A 21,920-nucleotide genomic window follows, 5' to 3' on the forward strand; every position below is an offset into this window, starting at 1 on the left:
GGATGGTAAGTTGAAACATGATAATTCCCCAGACGACAGTTGCAAATCTTCTGAACGGGGCAATGTGTTTTGATTTCAGCAGGAGCGTATTCGCAGTACGTTCCTGTTTTTTTCCCTACTTAAATTTTTTCATAGGCCAGTCAGTTTAGTTTAATCAGTACCTTTTTATCGTTTAATTCATAGCTGAAATTCATGGATTCGCCCAGCACGGTCAAGACATTCCTTAGGCTTTCGTTCGAATCAAAAGTCCCGCGGGCAAGTAGCTTTGTCCCGCTTCCCTGCACAGTAATTTCTACATCATACCACCTTTCGAGTATGGCGGTCAATTGATCAAAGCCGGTATCGTTTAATTTCAAAACCCCTTGGGTCCACAATATCATATCTAGGGCATCTACCGTCTTCTTGTTCAGGTTTTCATCGAATTTGGAAAGAACTGATTCCTCACCGGGAATAAGCTGTATAGCTTTTCCTTTCCCTTTCTGCCTCAATTCTACCTTCCCAGTCAGCAGGGTGACAGCTACTTTATCGTCAGGTTCAAAAGTGGATATATTGAAAGAGGTCCCTAAAGCGGTGGTAACAATACCATTGGACTCCACCTTAAAAGGATGTTCAGTATCTTTCGTCACTTCAAAAAAGCCTTCCCCTTCCAAAGAAACTGATCTGTCCCGTTGAAAATCAGCCGGATAAACCAGCTTGCTTTCTGAATTTAAAAACACGGTGGATCCATCCGGCAGGGTAATCCTGGTTTTCTTACCAGCAGGATTGTAATGCGTGATTAATTTGGTATCCAATAGCAGTTCTTGCTCTTGATCGGCTTTATATTTATCCCGGTTGACAAAAAACAGGGTTGATAGACCAATTGCAATAAACACGGCAGCTGCCCGGGTCCAAGGAAGCCAGTTTCTCTTTCGGATGCTGTCCCGCTGAACATAGGGACGTGCATAATTGGACTTGTTATGGTTTAATTTTTCCCACAAAGCCTTATTGTCCCAATTATACTCCCCTGATTTTAATTTGTCTGACCACAATTGAATCATGTCGGCAGTCAAGAATTCCTCTGCCTCTTTGCTTTCTAAAAAGTCCAGAAATTCCTGGGCTTCCTCCTTTGTAAGGTTTCCTTCAAAAAAATCCTTTATTCTTTTATGATGGTTCATTTTGTCTTTGTTCTACAGTATATACCATCAGCAGGTAATTTATACTCAAGACAAATCAAAAAAAAAATCAGGGAATTCGTAATTTACCCTAAAATTGAACTGGATTACACCATTAAAAACGAATCAAGTATTGCATTTATAGCGATTACCCAAACGCTTTTGGAAACAATTTCTAATTTATCGAGTCCTTCCTTAAACAGTTTCGTGCCCCTGAATATGTGATTTTCAACTGAGCGCCTGGAAAGGTTAAGGGCTTCTGATATTTCCTCTATCGATTTATTCTCCAGGTGCCGCAACTTGAATATCTGACGCTGCGAAGGGGGCAATTTTTCAATAAGCTCCAGGGATAGATTATGAAATTCAGCATATATCAGTTCACTGTCTGCACTTAAGTTCGTGACCTGTTGCAAAAGTGGTATCTGATATTTTTGGAATGCAAAAAAACGTGCTTGTTTCTTTAGTTGATTTATAGCCCGAGACCTTAAAATCGCGAAAATATAGGCATTTATGGAAAGCTCTGGGTCTAGTTTGGCCCGGTTTTTCCAGATTTTCAAAAAAACTTCCTGAACCACTCCTTCTGCGTCTTCGTGCCCAAGCCCCATTTTTCTGGTGATGTTGTAAACTTTAACAGAAAACAGCTCATAAAGATTTTTAAAGCATGCCTCATCCCCCTGGACAAGCCCTTCCACAAGTTGCTTCAAATAAGTAGAATCTTTTACATCCAAAACCGGATAGCTTAAGTTTGTTTCACATGCAGTAAGGAAAGGAACTAGTAACTCAAGTTCTTTATCAGGCAATAATGATATGATAATATTTTTTTAAAGCCAAAAGTCAGAAAATTTAAAAACTAGCTTACCTCTTAGAATTCGAAATCAAATGAGATCAGCATAGGAAAGTCTATAACTAAATCAAAAAATTTAAAACCTCATATTTAACTGACTTAAAGATAAATAGAAGCAGTATCATTAAGTAACAGAATCCCTCACATTTTTTTGTGCTTTCATCGGAATAATAAAACCTGGCCTGAAGCTGAAAGCAGCTTTAAACTGTAGACCATTTAATGCATTCTCTGTTTTGCCTTTTATCCTTGCCCACATTATTTTTCCATTTTCCGAACTATCGGCATAAACTCCCGATAAGTAAAAGAAAACCATGTCCGGATTCAAACAGGCAAGGTCCTTTGCAAACATCATTGTGGTATAAAAAGTGATACGGTTGTAATTGTCCTCGTCCATACCTAAAGAACTTATCCCGGCGCAATAGAAACAGCCATCGTAGCCGGTTAGCTGGTCGCTATGGGCAGCTAAATCTGTAAAATCTTTTACAATCAGTTCAGAAAGTTTGGGATGCATTAACGGAGAAGCTCTTCTGTTTACCATCAATACCGCGGTAATATCAGGACGATCAAGAGAAGCCAGCAAAACGCCTTCCCCAATCATTCCTGTGGCTCCCGTAATTATTATTTTCATTTTCTTATTTCTATCATTATACTTATCAGCGTTCAATCATTCTCCAAAACATAGAGAATGTATCCTCAATGATTTTATGTTGTGCTTTTTTGGAGAATTGATTTGAAGAAAGATATTGGTTTACACCAAATACCTGATTGCTGAGTAACGCATACAATAAATTCACATCATTTTCAGCAATCTGTTGCTCCTCGATAGCCAGGCTAAAAAGTTGTAATATGGGTGCTATCTGAGCCGAAATTTCATCCGCACCAATTTTTTTCAGATAGGGAGAATTGGAGAACTGCGCCAGAAACAAAAACTCGTTGGGATTGCCGAGCGACCATTTGAGCGATTCTGTATAATAAGTCTTGATAACTTCCTTTGTTGATTTAACTTCAGCCAATGCCGCATTTATACTTTCTGCTGCCTGCCCCTTTAATTTTAAGTAAAGTGAAATGATCAACTTATCCTTAGTCGGAAAAAAATAAAACAGAGTCCCTGTTGCTATTCCTGCCTCTTTTGCAATTTTACTTGTCGGAGTATCGTTAAATCCTTGTGTTACAAACAATTCCAATGCCGTTTGAAGTAGCTTTTCCCTTTTATCCATAAATTAAGTTTGATTTTAGAAGGTAACCGAAGCTTAAAAACGCTTATATACACCAATCGCATTCCTAGTGCTTTAACTATTATTTTACATGGTCCATCGGTCCACAGAATAATTCATTGACCATAATGGTATCCAAATATTCATAAAGCCCACTGATTAAGCCGTCCTTAAAGGTCAAAAGCAACATCACATTGTTTTCGTAAATACGACCATCCTTTCGCATTCCCCGAATATGAACATAAAGCGCTGCCCGCTCATCATCTGCAGTAATAGAGCGGAGTGTCATTTTCATCCCTTCCGGGAATCGTTCCGCTACAGTACCCCATAATTTCCCCTGGTTTTCCAATGATTGGTAACCTCCAAACGGCCAAGATCCCTCTCCACTCAGCCAATAAACACAATCAGGCGTTTTTAATTTAGCCATTTCATCGAACTTTCCGGCCACCATTGCATTGAAGTATTTTTCTGCGGTTTCTTTTGTTTTCATGTTTTATAATTTAGTGACTGTTTAGTCAGTCATAACAAATGTACATGAATTTATTTGTCCACAAAATCTATAACTCCTCAAAAAACTTAAAATAGGGGTTGAAAATCCGAAAGTCCCATGATTCACTTTTGTAAAATACACATTGTGTGGTCGGACTATGAAATGCGGAAATATATCATCTAGTCAAATGATAATAAATGTGTTACCACAAGGAATATTCAAACTAACCGTGAATCAGGGTGAAGTCGAAATACCTCCTTTGTCACCTATAGCTTACCTGTTGGTTAATTTCAAGTTGAGAAAACAACATTTTCCTAATGGAGTTTGGACGGAATATGTCATGAACATCGCATCCGCCGTTTAATTTCCGTAAATAAATGTGCCATAGTTCAATTACCTACCTACATTCACAGTAAATTGCTTCCACCTCATCCAAAGTAACTGTCATTTCAGTTCTGGCAAAAGTCCTTTTCCCTATAATGAAACTTGGTTTAAGGCAAGTCATACCTCTGCCAGTACAGAATCTATCTTATTAAGTATTCCTGCACGCATAGGATAATTGTTTGAATACTAGTTAAATAACACAAGCCCCATCCTACCAAATGCCAAGCTGATAAGCGTTATTTTCTTGTGCCACCACTTATATCTTTTTAACTAAGTTCTATCGACTGAATTACCAGTCCTACCAAAGAAGGGGTATACTTCATTGACTCCTCTAGCTGCCATATTTGAGAAAGAACTTTAATCCATATTGCCACCCCCACAATAGTCGTAAGCTTTTGGCTCGTAGACCAAATGATCATCATTGGCTGTAGATTCGACTCTTTCAAAGTAGACAATATACAAATTGCCTGTTTTGGTCCTGACTGAATCGCAGTAGCTTTCTAATAGCTCAGTTTATTATGCAAGGCAATCAAGAAAGAAGTGCCGAAAAAATTATCAAAGGCCAAATATCACCCTTATACTTTCTAAGGGTATAGGCTAATATATCCACTGATTTATACAACAGGTTTCTTGCAGATCGAATATGCTGAAACCCCATAGCCTCCGCTATATCCTTGTACGACATCCCTTCATAGAAATGAAGGAATATAACTTCCTGTTGTCTGGCCGAAAGCTTTTTTGAAGCCGCTGATATTAATTTTTTAATTTCCGGTCTGTAATCTTCATTGACAGACATCAATATGGAATCACCGTTTTCAAAAAACGTCTCATTTGTCAAAATTTTGTCATGAACCACTTTTTCTTTTCTATTCGCCTTGAGCAACGAAAATACTTTTCTTCTATAGCTGGCGAATAAATATGCCTTTACATTTACACTTGAACTGAGTTTCTCAGCCTTCTGGATTAAATAGAGAAAAGTATCTTGTAATGCATCATAAACAATGGATTCTTCACTGGTCAGCTGAAATCCATATTTGCAGAGTCTGGAAGAATAGTGGTTATAAAGTAGCCCAATACTCTCTGTATCACCGGAAACAACCCTTAGCCACAATTCATCATCCCTACCCTTATCTGCCGGATAAGAACTCTCCGAACTGCTTTCCTGACTGTGGTTATAAGGCTGTAATTCTCTAGCGTTCATGCTTGGTTATTGTTTTATTCCATGATTATATCCCGAAAATCACTAAAAAGGAAAGGCTAATCAATTGATTATTTTGTAAACTTCAAAATTCAAGAAACTAAATTTTCCCTGAAACATACATTTACATACATAAAGAACCTTTAATTGAATCAGATACTCCTTTCCAACCAATTACCAGTTTTTATTAGTCCTATGTCCTCTACGAAGTCCGGTATGATTTTATAGTTTCTTGAAAGTTTCAGCCATAAAGCTCCCCAACATCTTCGGGCGCTATCTCCCCTTTGCTGCAGTCTGCACCAAACACAAACTCAACCCCCTGATTCCAGGTTCGATAAAATTTGAACAAATGGATCCTGCCTGCCAAGGGCAATAAAAACAGTTGCCTGTTTTTTTTTGATGTCACTTTGATCGTTTTGCTCTCTATAGTGTAAAGTCAGTAATGGCTTTGCAATGTATAATCCGGTAATATGAATTTTAATCCTAAAAACGAATTTGATTTTTTGAAAAATCAAGCATTCGTACTGTGGGTAAACCACCAAAATCAGGAAGAAACCGAATTGTGGCATAGGTGGCTGCATGAAAACACTTCCAAAGCAGAATACTTTCACAAAGCCAAAGCCATAATCAACTCCTTCCAATTTTCAGGGGAGGAAAAAATTGACGATTCCAGACTGGATAGCATACGTGAAAAGCTTTTGGGAATTTCTGTAAAGCATAATCAGAATGAAAATCACATTGGAACGAAAAAACTTAATTCCAACTGGCACTTATCAAAATGGGCTATGGCAGCCTCAATTGCCTTGATTTTTACAATGGGGACATTGATTTATTCTTATATAACCGATTTACATTCAAATAGTTGGACGGAAGTTATAACTGAAAAAGGCGAAAGAAAACACATCATTCTCCCAGATGGCTCCTCTGTTATGCTGGACTCCCATTCATCGATGGAGTATATAAGTGATTTTGAAAGCGACCGCCGGGTCAAGCTAACTGGAAGGGCATTTTTCGAGGTTAAAAAACTAAATGGAAAACAGTTCGAAGTTTTTTCCGACATGTTTGGGGTAAAGGTTCTGGGAACCTCATTCGACATGAATACGGATGAGAAAAGGGGCAGTGGACATGTCGCGCTGGTCACCGGAAAGGTGAAGGTAAAGATAGAGAATGCAGAAGAAATAGGATTGTTGCCTAATGAAGCAGCCTATATAGACCTGGGGGAAAATAAAATTACCAAAGGGGCTTTTGACACCGATCAAATTCTTGGCTGGAGGCAAAACATACTCAAGTTCAAAGATGAATCCTATAAGGTGGTCTTTGAAAGAATTTCAAACTGGTACGGTGTCGAATTCATCTATCATGAAAGCCTGGACCTAAATGGCCTTTACAGTGCCACCTACCGAGATCAAAAACTAGATGACATCCTAAAAGGATTGGCTTATGCATCTGAGCTGCAATTTGAAATTAAAGCAGACAAAGTTTTTGTGTCTAAGCAATAGAGCAATTGAAGAATCAACTTAAACAATAAACCTCACCAATTAACCCAAAATCATTATGGTAAGAAAAATACCTAGCAAAAAATGGCTATTGCGTTATAGCAGTATTATGCTGTTGCTCTGTTTCATTATAACAACATCAAAAGCAAAAACGCCTTCCCCCTACTACCCATATTGGCAAGAAGATGTGATCATCAACCTGGAAAAATCAGAAGGTTCTATTTTTGAAATATTTACAGAGATAGAAAGTAAAACTGATTTCACCTTCGCCTATGATAAGGACAAACTAAAAGGGGTGGAAAATGTTAAATTAAAGCAGGGCAAGCAATCCTTAAACAATATCTTAGACAGGCTATCCCAGACTTACGATCTTGAATTTAAAGAAATCAACCAGGTAATCCATGTAAAGCAAAGCCAAAAAAAAGTAGCCCAACAGAAAAGTCAATCCACAAAGAACCATGAAATATCAGGAGTTGTAAAAACACCTGATGGCCTCACTCTTCCAGGTGCCAACATAAAGGAAGTGGGTACGACCAATGGGATTGTATCCAACAATGACGGGGAATTTGTGATTAATCTGATCACGGCAGATCCCAAAATCGAAGTATCCTTTATTGGATTTGAAACGCAGATTGTGGAAATCGGGGCCGATAAGGAATACGAAATAATTCTTCGGGAAGATGAAGCGGCGCTGGAAGAAGTTGTAGTGGTTGGGTTTGGAGAGCAAAAGAAGATAAGCCTGGTAGGTTCGCAGTCTACCATAAAGCCGGCAGAATTAAAACTCCCGGTGCGTAATCTGACCAATTCCCTTGGAGGACGTCTGGCCGGATTGGTGTCAGTGCAGCGAAGCGGGGAGCCTGGCTATGATGGCTCTGAGATTTTTATCCGGGGCATTGCAACTTTTGGATCATCCCCCCGGGGCCCGCTTCTGATTGTGGATGGGGTTCCTGACCGTCCCATAGACAACATCAACCCTGAAGACATAGAAAGTTTTACTATTCTAAAAGACGCTTCCGCTACCGCAGTTTATGGAGCCAGGGGCGCCAATGGCGTGATAATTATCAATACTAAATCAGGCCAGATTGGAAAACCGATAATAAACTTTGAGGTGCGCCAGGCCGTGAGCTCCTTTACCCAGTTGCCCCGCTTTGTTGATGGACCAGATTTTATGCGGCTTTACAATGAAGGATTGGCAATGAGAGGTAGAAGTGCGCAATACACAGAAGAGCAGATCAGGATGGTTGAATCCGGCGAGGATCCTGACCTATATCCCAATGTGAACTGGTATGATGAGATATTCAACAAACATGCACAGAACAGAAGTGCAGACATAAATATCAGGGGCGGCTCAGAATATGCCAGATATTATGTTTCGGCAGGGTATTACTCCGAAACGGGCATGTTCAAAGCAGGCAATGTGGAAACCTACAATAACCGCCTTTCTTTAGACAGGTACACATTTTTGACGAATGTGGATGTAAACCTGACCAAGACAACAAATATTGAGCTGGGCATAAATGGTTATATTATAAACACCAATTATCCTGGGGTCGGAACAGGGTATCTGTTTGACCTTGCAACCCAAAACCCGCCACATATAGCCCCGCCCCAGTATTCCAACGGTCAGTGGCCACGGGTACCCGGTGGATTTGAAAATCCCTACAAAGCACTTACGCAGTCGGGATATGCGACGGAATACCGTAACACGATCAGATCCAACATTCGTCTGAAGCAAGATCTTGGAATGATCACCGAAGGGCTTAGGTTCACTACCATGTTTTCCTTTGATGCATATAACTGGAACAATCTGAACAGGAAAAAAAGTGTACAGACCTACTATGCAAGCGGTAGAGATGAAGAAGGGAACCTTATTACCGAGCTTGTTGACCAGGGGTCCGATGTATTGGGTTTCGAACAGTCCAGGGGAGGCAACAGAAAATTTTACACCGAATCAGCCCTGAATTACAACCGTACATTCCAGACTGACCATGATGTATCTGCTATGCTGCTTTATTATCAATCAGATTATATCAATGCAGACGCAGGGGATTTGGTTTCTTCCATTCCGTTTAGGCTGAGAGGGGTCTCCGCCAGGACAACTTATGGCTTTAAGTCCAAATATTTTTTTGAGGCGAATTTTGGCTACTCCGGCTCAGAGAATTTTTCCCCTGACAACAGGTTTGGGTTCTTTCCATCATTTGGAACTGGATGGGTGATTTCAAACGAGTCCTTTTTTGAGCCGATGGAAAATGTGATTTCCCACCTGAAAATCAGGTACACCTTTGGGCTGACCGGCAACAGCAATACAAGCGACAGGTTCCTGTTCCAGACCAGGATCGACTCGGGAGACGGATATACGTTTGGGGTTCCGGGCAATACCAGGGGATATGACGGGATGCAGGAAGGCCAGATTGGCTCTAATGTAACCTGGGAAACCGGAAGAAGACATAATCTGGGATTGGAAGTGAATTTCTTCAATGACGACCTGTCCTTTATTGTCGAATTTTTCAAGGAAAGAAGAAATGGGATTCTTATGAAATTGAGCGACATACCGGCTGCCTCAGGGTATGGTGACAATACCCCTTATGGAAATATAGGTATTACGGAAAACAAAGGATTTGATCTGACATTGAACTACAACAAACATTTTGGAAGCAGCTCACTGGTAAACTTCTTTACTTTTCAGGGGACGTTCACGTATAATAAAAACAAAAATGTACATGATGGTCTGCCCGAGTGGCAATATCCATGGCTGAACCGGGTGGGCCACAGAATTGACCAACGGTTCGGATACATTGCTGAGAGTCTGTTTGTGGATGAGGAGGAAATAGCAAATTCAGCAGTGCAGGCCGGGGATGTACGTCCCGGGGATATTAAATATCAGGATCTTAATGAAGACGGCATAATCAATACCTATGACCAAAGGGCAATCGGGTATGGTCCGGTTCCGCAGGTCATGTATGGATTGAACTTTGGTGCCGGGATAAAACGGTTTGAGGTGGTCTTGTTTTTTCAGGGGGCAGGATTGGTTGATTTTATGTACTCTGGGGGCCAGGGCACCAACCCGTTCTATGATGGGCCGACCCGGGGCAACCTGTACGATATGGCATTGGATAGATGGACTCCCGAAAACCCCTCCCAGGATGTGTTTTATCCCCGGATGTCCACCAGAGAGGATATAACCACCAATTACTACGAAAGCACCTGGTGGCTTTTCCGCTCAGATTACCTGCGCCTTAAAAATGCGGAAATTGCCTACAACTTCGACATGGGCAAACTCAAGAAGTTCGGGATGAAGAATTTACGGCTGTATTTGAACGGGACCAATTTGTTCACCTTAAGCCCATGGAAAATATGGGACCCGGAATTAGGGGACGGAAGAGGGACAAGTTACCCCAATACGACCACTTTCAATATTGGGTTGAGGGCTAGTTTTCAATAAAATTTGATCTGTACTATGAAAAATATTAAAAATAAAGCCGGAAAATACCTGGGTATCCTATCAATATGTATGATTTTATCCTGCTCGGAGGATTTCTTGGATACAGTACCCGATAACATCACCACTCTTGAGGATGTATTCACCAATAAAAGCATGACTGAGCAATGGCTTGCCAGAATATATAATCCCTTGCCCGATATGTGGAATCAGCCCTATGATCAACAGTGGTCTGGACAGAGCGATGAAGCAGATTATGCCTGGACTTTCCCGGCAATTAATTCAGGTGCAATGACCCCGGACAACACCAACCACAATGTTTGGTCTGGCTATTATCAAGCCATCCGCTATGCTGCAATATTCTTGGAGAATGTGGACAAAAACCAGGAAATCCCTGCCGAGCCCAATGGCGGTAGACTAGTCCAGCAATATAAGGGTGAAGCCCGTTTTCTTAGGGCCTATTATTATTGGCTCTTGTTGAGGCAATATGGACCTGTCGTCCTCATGGGAGAATCCTCTCTGCCCCCTGATGCGAATTTTCAGATACCGCGCAGCACATGGGATCAGTGCGTTGACTATATTATTTCAGAAATGGACCTCGCCATGGTGGATGTACCAGAACAACACCTGAATCCAACTAATCCACAGGAATTGGATTTAGCCCAGACAGGAAGAATCACCAAACCAATTATAATGGCAATCAAATCCCAGGTACTTTTATTCAATGCAAGTCCGCTGGTAAATGGTAACACTGATTTGTCAGGCTTTGTTAATCCCGATGGCACGGGTTTAATAAATCAGGTCTATGATGAGAATAAGTGGAAAATGGCCGCAGATGCAGCAAAAGCAGTCATAGACCTAGGATACTATTCACTTTATAGGGTAGAAAATGAAGATCCATTCCGGGCAGGGTTTTTATCCTATAGAAACCTCATGTTTGATGGATGGGAAACCGAAGGCATATGGCTCAGGCCAAGCTCAGACATGTATGGCAACTGGGAAAGACATTCTTCGCCCCGAAATTCAAATGGAAATGCATGGAACGGAATAGCAGTGCCCCAGGAAATGGTAGATGCGTTCAGAATGTCCAATGGGTTGGAAATTGAGGATCCGGGCAGTGGCTATTCAGAGGATGGGTTTGTAGAAGAAGGGAATGCCTATTATGCCCCAGGCACTTATAAGATGTACGTTGATCGTGAGCCCAGGTTTTACGTGAATGTTACCTTTAATGGATCCTATTGCCCCGTGGTACCCAACCCGGGATGGAGCAATGTGGTTGAATTTTTCTTCACAGGCAACTCGGGAAAACAGGGAGCTACAAGAGATTACCCTTCAACAGGTTATACCGCAAGGAAAAACATCCATCCGAACAACGACTACCGGGATAACCGGAGTTTTGCAAGGCCGGCTATGAACATTAGGCTTGGGGAGATTTACTTAAACTATATAGAGGCATTAAACGAATATTCACCCGGTCACCCAGACATCGTATTTTACCTCAATGAGCTAAGAAATCGATCTGGTCTTCCTGACTATGAAGGGGAAACAGGTCAGGATGGGATGAGAACGGCCATCTATAAGGAAAGGCAAATAGAATTGATGTTTGAAGGCCATCGATACTGGGACGTAAGGAGATGGAAAGTAGCCGACCAGCCAGAATATCACCAGGGAGGGGCATTTCACGGAATGAATATCAATAAAGGGGAGAATTTGTCTTCCAAGGATTTTCATGAGAGGTCAGTAGTTTTTACAAGGGCACCATGGGAGGACAAAAACTACTTCTATCCTATCCCACAGAGTGAGATTGACCGAAACAAGGAACTTGTCCAAAATCCAGGATACTAATAACGTCAATCAGGAATCCCTAACTTAAAAAGAGAAGGCCCAGAGCAAATACCAGTTGTGCTGGGCCTTCTTTAACTTAGAAATATTATTTATAGCTAAATCACCTATATAAAACATAGCAATTGATAAATAGGACCGGTCATAAACTGTTTACAGTCCCAGCTTAAACTCTCCACTAGTATCTACCAGATTTGCCGGTCTTTTTTTCTGAAGATGGTAAAATCCGGATTATTTGAAATTAGAACTCCCATTTTCTGTCTCTAATCACTGTGGACACCTGGTATTTAACAGCAGAGAAAAGATAGCTTTATAAATGTCTTATTTCTTTTTCCGGAGCTTTCTCCCAAATACTTAAAAAAATTTCCTGGACGATGTCTTCTGACTGTTCAAGATTTTGGAGCATTCGAAAGGTAAAACCAAACATACTCTTCCAATAGCGGTTAAGCAGTTCATTGAAAGCTGAATGATCTGATTTTTTTATTCTTTCATAAAGTTCTTCATCACTTGCTTCCTTCATTGGTAAGGGATTTAACCTCCCAAATCAATATCATATCCCTGGAAATTACACTTAAATCCTGTTAAGCAATGTTTAAGTTTTACTTTATTGCAGTAAATCCAGTTAATGGCTTTTTCCAATAAACCAGCTTCCTAAATTACTTACAATCGGTATGTTTGCTTTAAAAGCAGGAATCATCGTAATTTCTAATGCTATATAATTAATCAAAAATCCCTACCATGAAAGAATACCAAAATCCAAAAGACCGTAAATACACCAAAGAATTACTTGAATCTGCACCGAAGGAATCAGCAGCTTTTATGAACTTAAAGCATACCGCAGAAAGATCCGATGGAATCATTCCTGTTAAATACCGTGAACTGATGTCCATAGCCGTGGCACTGACCACACAATGTGCCTACTGCATGGAATCGCATATCCAAAATGCAAAAAAAGCCGGTGCCACCAAAGAAGAGATAGCTGAGACGGTTTTTATAGCCTCAGCCATACGTGCAGGCGGGGCAGTGGGAAACGGATTACTTGCCATGCGTATGTTCGATGAGGTTTAGCTTGTCAAGCTATTTGATAAAGTCAGAATCGGTGATGGTCTATTTTCAAGAAGGTTTAATCATGAGAGATTGCAATCAGTGATCTGAAATGTCTTGTTTGCCCATAGCAGGACACCATTAGTCCAAACATTCAGCGTATTCGTTCTTCCCTTTAACAGGATCTCTCTAAATCCCTATATATCATATCCATTCAACTTATTCTTCCTGCTCTTGTTGACCTCTATTTCTTCCAGACTCAGGATCAGCTAGCAGCTGCATCCGTAGGCCCTTTTCATTTATACCCAATCCATTCTGGCTCAGGAATTCTTCAATAAAGGCCTTGGCATTGTGGGGATGTACACTCTTCCCCTCTAAAAACGGCATCGGCAGGATGCGCTACTTCGGCCATCGGTCAACATCACCTATTCAATTTCTTCATTAAATCCTCGTAAATCTCTTTTGCGGCATCAGGATCAGCTCCCGTTCTACTGATCAATTCATCCAAACTGACTTTTGTATTGGAGTTGATAGCCGGCATGAGCTCTGCCAGGAACTTGTTCATTGCATCCAGTTCCAGACTGTCTTCCTGTCCGGTTGACACTTGGCTGAAATGACCTTCATAAGAAAGCAATTCCGGATCCTTACCGGTAATTTGCTCTATGGCTGATTTCATGGATACATGTAATCGAATATGAGGCTCAGCTGGAGCATCCACTCCCAACCTGTTCAATTCCCCGACCAAGCTGTCATATCCAAAGTCCGTCATGGCACTGAGTGTCATTTCTTCCAGCTCTTCATCAAAATACACACAGGCATAATGAGGAAATCCCTCCAGTTCTTTCAGGCTCATTTTAAAGATATCGGATGCATACTCCACCCGGAAGGCATCCTTCCATAGATCCATCTCAAAAGAATTAGCATCCATACTCGATTGAACATACAGCATTTCATGACCTTGGTGCTGCATTAGGGGAATAGTTGAGTAAACTGAAAGCAACAAGAAGGAAAACAGATCCTTTTCAATCAAACCTGCCAGCTCTTCAATGGTCTCAATTCCAGGATCCAGTTCCCCGGCGTAAAAGAAAATATCATCAGCCTGAAAACTACTGAATCCTATCAAGGGGCCATAGGTCTGATAACAATCCCCATTGGAACTGATCAACCCGCCAAATATCAGGACACCCTGTTCTCCCAATGTCCGACTTGCCCCTGGAGAATACAATAAAAACTCCTCTCCTGTGATTATATCCACTGACTCGAAAAAATCCGGATAGGGATTGTCCCGTACAAACCAATAGGTAAACCTCCAAGGATTCTCTGCCTGCTCCTGCAAATATTCATATTCCTCCTTGGGCAAAGCCTTGATCTGAGCATGGTTCAGGTATTTATGAATAAGTCCTTTGTTTTTAAATAGCTCATGGATAACATATTGGGTTTTAAACATCGCTTGATTTGCTTTACCTGCTCTTCCAAAAACCTTTTTATGCCTTTTGACCAGCAAATCAAAACGCTGATCCAGTTTGTTCCGCTCCGCAGCATAATACATGATCCTGTTTAATACAGGCTCAGAAAAATCACTGACTCTGTTGCATTTATTGAGTAGGGAGGAATAATCCATAGTTGAGAAAATTTTAACAGTACAATTGTAATCAGGCCAACCTGTAAATTCAAATTTATCTGGATATCAAATCCAGCAACTGGGAATCACTGTCTCCTTTTCTGACGTTCCAATTAGTCTCCAAAGCCAAGTTGGGCATTCAGCGCAGGCAATTTTGGCTATTCACCTTTATTATCTTTATACTCCACAATCATTGAACCATTAAGCTCTATTCAAATGAAAGAATACCAAAGTCCAAAAGACCGGAGCTATACTAAAGAGTTGCTGGAATCTGCATCCCAAGAATCAGCTGCTTTTTTGAATTTAAAACACATACCAGAACGAACTTATGGCCTAATTCCTGTCAAATACTGGGAATTGATGTCCATTGCCGTTGCATTGACTACCCAATGCGCCTTTTGCATGGAGTCCCATATCTAAAATGCCAAAACACAGGTGCCAGCAAAGAAGAAATTGCCGAAACCGTATTCATAACCTCAGCCATTAGCGACGGCGGAGCAGCTGGAAATGGACTTCTGGCAATTCAGATTTTTTGATGAAGTTTGAACCATCAGGAGAAAAGGATTTTCAATAATTCACTAGGCCCCATCACTAAGGTTCACATTTGATCTACTTCTTTCAAAATCCAATTGAATTGGATTTTGACAGTAAATTAAACCATTTGTCTTTGCTTTAATTTCTTATTCAAGCAGTTAATAAAATCCCTTCTCTGCATCAGATCCCAAAGCCTGGCCTCAAAGGTTTGGGTCTCCCCCAGACTTGGAAAGGTCAGTTTACCTTTTGCAAATGAACTAGCAACCAGAAGATTGAAGTAGTTGTATAGCAAAATACATCTTTGGAAAAAATCGGTCTGAACTACCTGAAAGCCGATTTTCTTGGCAGTTCTCTTATTCAGGATATAGCTGGTGCCCCGGATGGTAAGGTTTTCCGAATTCTCTTTTTGCAGATGATCAATCAGATTTACCAATCCTTCGAGGTACTGTTCCATAATCAAGTTATTTCTCTGTCTTCCATTGAGACTCAGGTCTATCACAAAAACATAATCAAACAAAGTCCCCCCATGCACGACAATTTTACCCTTCTTTGGCTTTTCAGCCAGAAACAATGGGGAATGATAAATCAAATCCCCGCTCTTTTTTAGCGCCGGCACATCAAAAAAGGGAGCTACGAGGGACAGGGTTATCGGAATGCCCAAAATCAAGGGAAGAAAAAGCCCAGTCTTCCAACAAATGAGAAAAACCAACAGGAGGATCAGTAAAGCAATAAATCCTATTTTTACCTGAATCCAGACCTGTTCTTTTTTAGTTTTCAGATAAAATCCATGTTTCAGCTCCATTCTAGAAAAGTTTTCAATGGGGAATAACTTAATAACTGCCCAAAACTAAGGAAGGGGTTTCAAAAAGCATGCATCTGACTTCCTATTCTATTTCCCCCTCCCCCAAAAGCCAAAAAACTAGGCGGATCAGCACCTAACAAAATCTATCAGAGCAAATCCGAATCTCCACCTATAAGTTTTATAAATCCTGTGATCAAATTGTACTGGATGTGGTTTTGTTAAACCGACTATCAATTGATATACCTCTATAAGATATTCTTAATAAAGTCGGCCCTATATTGGGATGTGTGGTGAGCTCTTTGAATAATTACCGGAACATATTTTACTAAGGGATTGCGGAAATATCCACTCCGGATATAAAAAAAATATGGCTCTGCTGAAAAATGGGCTCACTTGACCTAAGTATGAAAATCAATAAAGACAAAACTTTTGGATCAATCCACAGAAATCACCCGGTAGTTACCTGTGGGAGCTATCTGAACCCATTTTCCCTCTATTGTTTTATCTTCCCCTGTCCTATTGTTGGTTAGCAGAAGGGTGTAACTCAAAATCCTGTGTCTCATTTCAAATTCACTCCGAAATTCAGAGTACCCCGGAGAAACAGCTATTATCTCTTTAAGGTCTGAGTACTCTGATTTGCCAGACTGTACATACGAGGTATATGTTCCTTTTTCCTGTCCATAATATATTTCCCCATCCTGAAAATTGGCAGGAAGCTTCACTTCCACACTATCGGCCATTAACCATACAAATGCATCAGGTGCATCACTTTCAAAAAAAAAGCTGCTGTTTACATCAACTCCTCCAATTGGCATAATCTCTATTTCCTGGCTGTTTGGTACCGTGAATTTTAACGTACTTCCAACTCTCCAATACAAAGAGTCACCGTCCCCCTCACCGACGTAGTATTTGATTCCCTTAAATTCATAGCCTTGTGATGCTTTTTGGGATACGGTGATGGTTCTTTGGCCATTTGCTGAAGTTAGGATAATCCTGAACGCAAATTGCTCTCCGCTACTATTTTCCTGCAAGCTGATTTCCAGCTTATCCTGTCCGTTGCGAACAATTACAAAACCCTTGTTCTGCCAAATGGCTTCAAGCCTTCCCTCTCCTTCCAGACCCAATAAAACATTTTCATTTATTTTCTCATTTTGCAGGGAATAAATATCGCCGAAGATCCTGGAATCGCCTGTTACATTTTCCACTCTGTCTATACTCCAGTCACCTGAGGAAAAATCAATATGCCCAATTCCCCCTTCTGCTTCCATTTCTATCAAATCCACCGATGGGGAGATACTTGGTCCTTCCTGATTATCAGCGCAGGAAACTAGAAAAACGAATAATACAACTAAGAAAAGGGAGAAATCTTTCATGTTGATATAAGGTTAATTATTTACCGGATTTTGATTGTTTTGGAGTACGCCTCATTTAAAGAATAACCTGTTGGATCTAATAGAAATATAGTTAAACACTAACAGCAAAGCAGTTCTTCATTGCTGCCAATGACCTAAATCCCAAAGGGTCAGCGTTCATAAGAATCTGAGGGTCTTAGAATTTATAACCCAAAGAAATACCGACCCCCATATTTTTTAGCTCTTCCCCAGTGTTATAATCCCCATAGTTATATTGCAGGTTGGCCAATCCTAGATCACCATTTACCTGAATGCTATACCGCTCGATAAATTCGTATCCCAATAAGAACCCCAATCCATAATCCCAGGGTTTTCCATAATTATAAGTCCCCATATCGCCTATTGACCCATCTTTGGTAAACCGCACATCACCTTCTGTCTGGGCAACCATGATGTCACCATATAACAACTCCGCATCACTTTCCCATGATCCTCCTAGCCCATAACCTACATAAGGCCCGGCCCCAAGCAACAATCGGCCAGATTTCCCCAATCTTGGTTTAAACAATAAATTAACCGGCAACACTACATACGTAAGGTTAGCCTTGAATTCGCTATTATTGCCCCTAACCACAGGCCAGGCACCATTTCCTTTGAAGCCTTTTCCCTGATACCATAAAGATGGCTGCACAAAAAAATCATTCCACACCGCAACATCAAGGGTAAGGCCAATTTGCATGCGGACAACATAATCACGGTCAGCTTCCCTCCCATCTGCATCAGTAAATTTTGAATCAGACATATTCATCCCCGCACGAAAGCCCCATTGAATCTGGGCATCACTGAAATGGGAGGACAAAAGTGCTGATAGAAATAAAGTAAGGTATAAAATCTGCTGTTTTTTCATGGGAAGAACCGGTCCTGGTTTATCACTAATATCGAACTGATAAATACTGGTGATTTGGTGTTTAAAATTGAAAACATTACAAAAATGCGTTTTAAAATCTAAGCAAGTGGTGACATAAATGAAATTGTTACCATTCAGTGACATAAATGTTATATTCATCTCCCAGACTAGAAAATATCGCTGAAAAATGGCAAGAAAAATACCTGAGGGAGAATTCCGGAACAAAGAACGTACAAAGCTAAAGCTGATCAATGCCGTGGGTGAGATCATCCGCACACAAGGATATACCAAGCTGGGAGTAAACAATATTGCCACTACAGCCGGAGTCAGCAAGAAGTTGATTTACCGTTATTTCGAAACCGCTGACAAGCTCATTGAGACCTATGTGAGAAGTAGGGATTATTGGATGAGTTTTGATCATCTGGCAAAGGAACTGGCAGAAAAGCACCAACATGACCACGGAAGAGAATTACTTACGACCTTGCTGAAAAACCTTTACGAACATATGGCTGAAGTTCCCGAAACCCAAAAAATAATCCTTTGGGAAATCAGTGAACAGAGTAAGCTTATGCGTGACATAAGTGAGGATAGGGAAAACTTCGGAACAGAGATATTTGCCATGACTGACCCGTTTTTTGAGGGAACCTCTGTCGACATCCGGGCTATATCAGGACTGCTGCTTGGAGGAATTTACTATCAGATCCTACATTCAAATGCGACAGGAGGCAACTTTTGCGGAATCGGGAATGAACGTAAAGACCGCTTGTTCAAAAGTCTCGAAAGTATACTAAAATGGGCGTATGATGAGGCAGAAGGTCAGAAGGCAACCAAAACCATGAATTGATGTATATCTCCGCTCACATGAAAAATGGGATAATCATTCAAAATTATAGCTTTTGCTCTGGTACTGCCATTTTTCCGTATTCCTAACAAAACTGTAGACATGTAAATTAGCTAATACCCCTCTTACAAACACCTAATTTATCTCCTATTTAGCCCATTGGGCAGGTTTTACACAGCTGGAAAAACTTCGCAAGTGAATCTGCTACAAGTATATCAAATCTTTATTCATTATTAAGAAACTGGCGTCGAATTCGGCTGAGTGTGTCTTTTGTGACACCTAGGTAAGAGGCTATAATATGCTGTGGAAACCGTTTCACTAAATCGGGGTAAGAGCTTACAAAGGCAAGATATCGCTTTTCTGCTCCTGCACTTATCGAGGTCGTAAGCCTTTTTAGACTGGCAATACTATTCCTTTCGTCCATAATTCTGCTCGTCTCCGCAAATGCAGGGCAGCGCTGAAGCAGCTCCAGTACTCTTGGTCTTGAGATAAGCAAAAGCTCCGTATCTTCCCAGGCATCAATATTATAAATTGAAGGATTTGACGTTGTATAGCTTTCCCTGTCTCCTACCCACCAATTTTCAATGGATAATTGAACTACATATTCTTTACCCTTGTCATCCACCGTATACTGACGCATTGCGCCACTTAGGATAAACCCAAAATATTTGCAGATTTCCCCTTCCTGTAAAAAATACTGTCTTTTACGTAGTCGTTTATGAGTAAAATAGCTCTTGACAATTTCAAAATCGCTTTTTGAAATACCACCAGGCGAATAGCTGTTGATATAGTCGAATAGTTGTTCCATCATTTCCTCCGACAGTAAAATTAACCTTTTTTTATTACACTGTAGATCTTAGCGCAGGTGCCGGAAAATCCTTGAATTTTAAAAGCGAGAAAAGTAGTTAAGGTCATCTTGTAGACATTTGTATACGTTTTATTTCGACATATATCATCTTCATTTTAGTTGTTAAATCTGAACTTTGAAGAAAATACTTATGCCTTGATAAAGGGTGATGACATGCCTTAAATGAGCAGGATTAAGCTTTATATTTATCACGTATCAATTAATTATAGAAACATGATAATGTATTTTAGGACAATCAAGAATTCACGGAATTATCTGAATATAAGTATTGGTCGGCGGGAGGACTACCGCCCAATGGGCTTTCATAATCAAGTAAACAACAAACAATACAAATGGAAATAGGAATAGACAGTTTTGCATCTGCAATGTATGGCAGCAGTAACCTCAATGGGGCAGATGCCATGGAACAGCTGCTGGACCGCATCGTGAAGGCGGATGAGGCCGGGCTAGATGTTTTTGGAATCGGTGAGCATCATAAGAAGGAATTTTTAGATTCTGCACCGGAAGTAATTCTCGCCGCTGCAGCTGCCAGAACCAAGAGGATTATATTAGGCAGCGCAGTAAAGGTATTGAGCACGGATGATCCTGTACGGGTGTACCAAAGCTTTGCCACCCTGGACCTGATATCCCGCGGACGTGCCGAATTGGTCGTTGGCCGTGGCTCTGCGATTGAAGCTTATCCTCTTTTTGGCTTCAACCTGAAGGACTATGATGCACTCTTTAAAGAAAAACTGGAGCTATTGCTCCAGGTTCGTGACAATGAATTTACAACATGGTCGGGCAGGTTCAGGCCTGCAATGGACAACCAGCCCGTTTATCCAAGGGCACTGCAGGAAAAGCTGCCAGTCTGGCTTGGGGTTGGGGGTACTCCTGAGTCTTTTGTCCGTGCGGGATCTTTAGGCCTGCCGCTGATGGTGGCGGTCATAGGGGGAGAAACCGAACGCTTCCGGCCTCTTGTGGACTTATACCGCGAAGCAGGGCAAAAAGCAGGTTATTCACCAAATCAATTGAAAGTGGGGCTTCATTCACCGGGTTATGTGGCCGAAAGCACCGAGCAGGCAATTGCAGATTATTACCCTGGATATGCTGAGCTATGGACAAAATTAGGCAGAGAGCGAGGATGGCCACCGGTTACCCAATCGCAATTCAATACATTAATTGCTCCCAAAGGAGTACTCGTGGTAGGCGGGCCAGAACATGTTGCTGAAAAATTGCTTAGACATAGTAAAGCACTAGGTGGTATAGACCGGTTTACGTTTCAAATGGATAATGCAGGTTTATCACACCTCCAATTGTTGCATTCCATTGAATTGATTGGTAAAAAGGTTATCCCACTTCTTCACCAATCAGTGTAACGGCTTAAAAAAAGAACCATGGAAATATTATTAAAAGAAGATGGTGCTAAAGGCTTTGCAATGGCACGGGATAAGGGTAAACGCGCAGGGATAATGACCTATTCCATCGCAGGGCCGGAATTGATTATCATAGACCATACAGAAATTGAGCAAGCTTATAATGGTAAAGGTGTAGGCAAGAAACTGCTTTACAAAACTGTAGAAATGGCCAGAGAGAAAAACAGAAAAATTATTCCCCTTTGTCCTTTTGCAGCAGCTATGTTCAAAAAATTGAAAGACATCAGGGACGTATTAAAATCCTAAATTATTCGATCATGGAAACTATCAAAGAATACCAAAAAGACGATTTAACAATAGTCTGGAACGCAAAAAAGTGCATCCACGCCGGAGTCTGCGTTAAAATGCTCCCTAAGGTATATGAACCGAAAACAAAACCGTGGATTAAGCCTGAAAATGCCTCAAAACAGGAATTAAAGAGTCAAATAGCCAATTGTCCGTCAGGCGCATTGAGTTACAGCGGATCTTGAACTAAATCTAT

The 21,920-nt window shown here is 40.9% G+C and carries 22 protein-coding genes; 9 read left to right on the plus strand and 13 right to left on the minus strand.

Annotation, left to right across the window (positions count from 1 at the left end):
• Window positions 1–140: 140 nt before the first annotated feature.
• From AS141_RS05980 to AS141_RS06010, 6 genes are all read right to left on the minus strand, one after another.
• Window positions 141–1,154, minus strand: coding sequence for a FecR family protein (locus AS141_RS05980; RefSeq protein ID WP_057936701.1), 1,014 nt, complete (start codon window positions 1,152–1,154; stop codon window positions 141–143).
• A 104-nt stretch (window positions 1,155–1,258) separates the two neighbouring features.
• Window positions 1,259–1,951: an RNA polymerase sigma factor gene (locus tag AS141_RS05985; RefSeq protein ID WP_057936702.1), complete on the minus strand. Its 693-nt coding sequence runs from the start codon at window positions 1,949–1,951 to the stop codon at window positions 1,259–1,261.
• Between the two features lie 168 nt (window positions 1,952–2,119).
• Window positions 2,120–2,623 (minus strand): NAD-dependent epimerase/dehydratase family protein, encoded by a 504-nt coding sequence (locus AS141_RS05990; protein WP_157243399.1) that lies wholly within the window; start codon window positions 2,621–2,623, stop codon window positions 2,120–2,122.
• Between the two features lie 25 nt (window positions 2,624–2,648).
• Window positions 2,649–3,212, minus strand: coding sequence for a TetR/AcrR family transcriptional regulator (locus AS141_RS05995; RefSeq protein WP_057936703.1), 564 nt, complete (start codon window positions 3,210–3,212; stop codon window positions 2,649–2,651).
• 79 nt (window positions 3,213–3,291) lie between these two features.
• A complete protein-coding gene (locus AS141_RS06000) occupies window positions 3,292–3,699 on the minus strand; it encodes a nuclear transport factor 2 family protein (RefSeq protein WP_057936704.1) in 408 nt (135 codons plus the stop codon).
• A gap of 913 nt (window positions 3,700–4,612) precedes the next feature.
• Window positions 4,613–5,284, minus strand: coding sequence for an RNA polymerase sigma factor (locus tag AS141_RS06010; protein ID WP_057936706.1), 672 nt, complete (start codon window positions 5,282–5,284; stop codon window positions 4,613–4,615).
• A gap of 467 nt (window positions 5,285–5,751) precedes the next feature.
• On the opposite strand from AS141_RS06010, the gene AS141_RS06015 reads away from it, so the two are divergent.
• The 3 genes from AS141_RS06015 to AS141_RS06025 are packed head-to-tail and all read left to right on the plus strand — an operon-like array spanning window position 5,752 to window position 12,061.
• The gene (locus AS141_RS06015) at window positions 5,752–6,780 is read left to right on the plus strand and encodes a FecR family protein (protein ID WP_057936707.1); all 1,029 of its coding nucleotides are present in this window, start codon (window positions 5,752–5,754) and stop codon (window positions 6,778–6,780) included.
• A 55-nt stretch (window positions 6,781–6,835) separates the two neighbouring features.
• The gene (locus AS141_RS06020; RefSeq protein WP_057936708.1) at window positions 6,836–10,219 is read left to right on the plus strand and encodes a SusC/RagA family TonB-linked outer membrane protein; all 3,384 of its coding nucleotides are present in this window, start codon (window positions 6,836–6,838) and stop codon (window positions 10,217–10,219) included.
• Window positions 10,220–10,234: 15 nt separating this feature from the next.
• On the plus strand, window positions 10,235–12,061 hold the full coding sequence (locus tag AS141_RS06025; protein WP_057936709.1) for a RagB/SusD family nutrient uptake outer membrane protein: 1,827 nt from the start codon (window positions 10,235–10,237) through the stop codon (window positions 12,059–12,061).
• A 307-nt stretch (window positions 12,062–12,368) separates the two neighbouring features.
• Here AS141_RS06025 and AS141_RS06030 read toward each other — a convergent pair whose 3' ends face one another.
• Window positions 12,369–12,578 carry an RNA polymerase sigma factor gene (locus tag AS141_RS06030; protein WP_057936710.1) on the minus strand — a complete coding sequence of 70 codons (210 nt, stop codon included), beginning with the start codon at window positions 12,576–12,578 and terminating at the stop codon, window positions 12,369–12,371.
• 218 nt (window positions 12,579–12,796) lie between these two features.
• Here AS141_RS06030 and AS141_RS06035 point away from each other — a divergent pair, with 218 nt between their 5' ends.
• Window positions 12,797–13,126, plus strand: a complete 330-nt coding sequence (locus AS141_RS06035; protein ID WP_057936711.1) for a carboxymuconolactone decarboxylase family protein — start codon at window positions 12,797–12,799, stop codon at window positions 13,124–13,126.
• A 195-nt stretch (window positions 13,127–13,321) separates the two neighbouring features.
• Here AS141_RS06035 and AS141_RS26520 read toward each other — a convergent pair whose 3' ends face one another.
• Entirely contained in the window at window positions 13,322–13,489 is a 168-nt protein-coding gene (locus tag AS141_RS26520) for a hypothetical protein (RefSeq protein ID WP_157243400.1), read from the minus strand.
• 34 nt (window positions 13,490–13,523) lie between these two features.
• Window positions 13,524–14,723, minus strand: coding sequence for a hypothetical protein (locus AS141_RS06040; RefSeq protein WP_057936712.1), 1,200 nt, complete (start codon window positions 14,721–14,723; stop codon window positions 13,524–13,526).
• Window positions 14,724–14,939: 216 nt separating this feature from the next.
• Between AS141_RS06040 and AS141_RS27025 the strand changes: the two genes are divergently transcribed.
• Window positions 14,940–15,143: a hypothetical protein gene (locus AS141_RS27025; RefSeq protein ID WP_232424832.1), complete on the plus strand. Its 204-nt coding sequence runs from the start codon at window positions 14,940–14,942 to the stop codon at window positions 15,141–15,143.
• 232 nt (window positions 15,144–15,375) lie between these two features.
• Here AS141_RS27025 and AS141_RS06050 read toward each other — a convergent pair whose 3' ends face one another.
• From AS141_RS06050 to AS141_RS06060, 3 genes are all read right to left on the minus strand, one after another.
• Window positions 15,376–16,059 carry a hypothetical protein gene (locus AS141_RS06050; RefSeq protein WP_198293499.1) on the minus strand — a complete coding sequence of 228 codons (684 nt, stop codon included), beginning with the start codon at window positions 16,057–16,059 and terminating at the stop codon, window positions 15,376–15,378.
• A gap of 434 nt (window positions 16,060–16,493) precedes the next feature.
• Window positions 16,494–17,432: a hypothetical protein gene (locus AS141_RS06055; RefSeq protein ID WP_057936714.1), complete on the minus strand. Its 939-nt coding sequence runs from the start codon at window positions 17,430–17,432 to the stop codon at window positions 16,494–16,496.
• Between the two features lie 175 nt (window positions 17,433–17,607).
• The gene (locus AS141_RS06060) at window positions 17,608–18,318 is read right to left on the minus strand and encodes a porin family protein (RefSeq protein ID WP_157243401.1); all 711 of its coding nucleotides are present in this window, start codon (window positions 18,316–18,318) and stop codon (window positions 17,608–17,610) included.
• 187 nt (window positions 18,319–18,505) lie between these two features.
• Between AS141_RS06060 and AS141_RS06065 the strand changes: the two genes are divergently transcribed.
• Entirely contained in the window at window positions 18,506–19,162 is a 657-nt protein-coding gene (locus AS141_RS06065) for a TetR/AcrR family transcriptional regulator (RefSeq protein WP_057936716.1), read from the plus strand.
• 220 nt (window positions 19,163–19,382) lie between these two features.
• Here AS141_RS06065 and AS141_RS06070 read toward each other — a convergent pair whose 3' ends face one another.
• Entirely contained in the window at window positions 19,383–19,970 is a 588-nt protein-coding gene (locus AS141_RS06070; RefSeq protein WP_057936717.1) for a Crp/Fnr family transcriptional regulator, read from the minus strand.
• Between the two features lie 389 nt (window positions 19,971–20,359).
• On the opposite strand from AS141_RS06070, the gene AS141_RS06075 reads away from it, so the two are divergent.
• Genes AS141_RS06075 through AS141_RS06085 form a run of 3 tightly spaced genes read left to right on the plus strand, consistent with a single transcriptional unit; the run spans window position 20,360 to window position 21,909 of the window.
• A complete protein-coding gene (locus AS141_RS06075) occupies window positions 20,360–21,382 on the plus strand; it encodes an LLM class flavin-dependent oxidoreductase (RefSeq protein ID WP_057936718.1) in 1,023 nt (340 codons plus the stop codon).
• Between the two features lie 18 nt (window positions 21,383–21,400).
• Complete coding sequence (locus tag AS141_RS06080; RefSeq protein ID WP_057936719.1) at window positions 21,401–21,685, plus strand: GNAT family N-acetyltransferase; 285 nt, start codon at window positions 21,401–21,403, stop codon at window positions 21,683–21,685.
• Window positions 21,686–21,696: 11 nt separating this feature from the next.
• On the plus strand, window positions 21,697–21,909 hold the full coding sequence (locus tag AS141_RS06085; protein WP_057936720.1) for a (4Fe-4S)-binding protein: 213 nt from the start codon (window positions 21,697–21,699) through the stop codon (window positions 21,907–21,909).
• Window positions 21,910–21,920 lie beyond the last annotated feature (11 nt).

It is taken from the genome of Algoriphagus resistens (genome assembly GCF_001442615.1).
In the GTDB taxonomy this organism is placed as follows: domain Bacteria; phylum Bacteroidota; class Bacteroidia; order Cytophagales; family Cyclobacteriaceae; genus Algoriphagus; species Algoriphagus resistens.

Excerpts from the sequence above, each read along its gene's own strand:
- AS141_RS05980 (WP_057936701.1), bottom strand. The coding sequence starts at position 1,154 with ATGAACCATCATAAAAGAATAAAGGATTTTTTTGAAGGAAACCTTACA.
- AS141_RS05990 (WP_157243399.1), bottom strand. The coding sequence starts at position 2,623 with ATGAAAATAATAATTACGGGAGCCACAGGAATGATTGGGGAAGGCGTT.
- AS141_RS05995 (WP_057936703.1), bottom strand. The coding sequence starts at position 3,212 with ATGGATAAAAGGGAAAAGCTACTTCAAACGGCATTGGAATTGTTTGTA.
- AS141_RS06000 (WP_057936704.1), bottom strand. The coding sequence starts at position 3,699 with ATGAAAACAAAAGAAACCGCAGAAAAATACTTCAATGCAATGGTGGCC.
- AS141_RS06010 (WP_057936706.1), bottom strand. The coding sequence starts at position 5,284 with ATGAACGCTAGAGAATTACAGCCTTATAACCACAGTCAGGAAAGCAGT.
- AS141_RS06015 (WP_057936707.1), top strand. The coding sequence starts at position 5,752 with ATGAATTTTAATCCTAAAAACGAATTTGATTTTTTGAAAAATCAAGCA.
- AS141_RS06020 (WP_057936708.1), top strand. The coding sequence starts at position 6,836 with ATGGTAAGAAAAATACCTAGCAAAAAATGGCTATTGCGTTATAGCAGT.
- AS141_RS06025 (WP_057936709.1), top strand. The coding sequence starts at position 10,235 with ATGAAAAATATTAAAAATAAAGCCGGAAAATACCTGGGTATCCTATCA.
- AS141_RS06030 (WP_057936710.1), bottom strand. The coding sequence starts at position 12,578 with ATGAAGGAAGCAAGTGATGAAGAACTTTATGAAAGAATAAAAAAATCA.
- AS141_RS06035 (WP_057936711.1), top strand. The coding sequence starts at position 12,797 with ATGAAAGAATACCAAAATCCAAAAGACCGTAAATACACCAAAGAATTA.
- AS141_RS26520 (WP_157243400.1), bottom strand. The coding sequence starts at position 13,489 with ATGCCGTTTTTAGAGGGGAAGAGTGTACATCCCCACAATGCCAAGGCC.
- AS141_RS06040 (WP_057936712.1), bottom strand. The coding sequence starts at position 14,723 with ATGGATTATTCCTCCCTACTCAATAAATGCAACAGAGTCAGTGATTTT.
- AS141_RS27025 (WP_232424832.1), top strand. The coding sequence starts at position 14,940 with ATGAAAGAATACCAAAGTCCAAAAGACCGGAGCTATACTAAAGAGTTG.
- AS141_RS06050 (WP_198293499.1), bottom strand. The coding sequence starts at position 16,059 with ATGGAGCTGAAACATGGATTTTATCTGAAAACTAAAAAAGAACAGGTC.
- AS141_RS06055 (WP_057936714.1), bottom strand. The coding sequence starts at position 17,432 with ATGAAAGATTTCTCCCTTTTCTTAGTTGTATTATTCGTTTTTCTAGTT.
- AS141_RS06060 (WP_157243401.1), bottom strand. The coding sequence starts at position 18,318 with ATGAAAAAACAGCAGATTTTATACCTTACTTTATTTCTATCAGCACTT.
- AS141_RS06065 (WP_057936716.1), top strand. The coding sequence starts at position 18,506 with ATGGCAAGAAAAATACCTGAGGGAGAATTCCGGAACAAAGAACGTACA.
- AS141_RS06070 (WP_057936717.1), bottom strand. The coding sequence starts at position 19,970 with ATGATGGAACAACTATTCGACTATATCAACAGCTATTCGCCTGGTGGT.
- AS141_RS06075 (WP_057936718.1), top strand. The coding sequence starts at position 20,360 with ATGGAAATAGGAATAGACAGTTTTGCATCTGCAATGTATGGCAGCAGT.
- AS141_RS06080 (WP_057936719.1), top strand. The coding sequence starts at position 21,401 with ATGGAAATATTATTAAAAGAAGATGGTGCTAAAGGCTTTGCAATGGCA.
- AS141_RS06085 (WP_057936720.1), top strand. The coding sequence starts at position 21,697 with ATGGAAACTATCAAAGAATACCAAAAAGACGATTTAACAATAGTCTGG.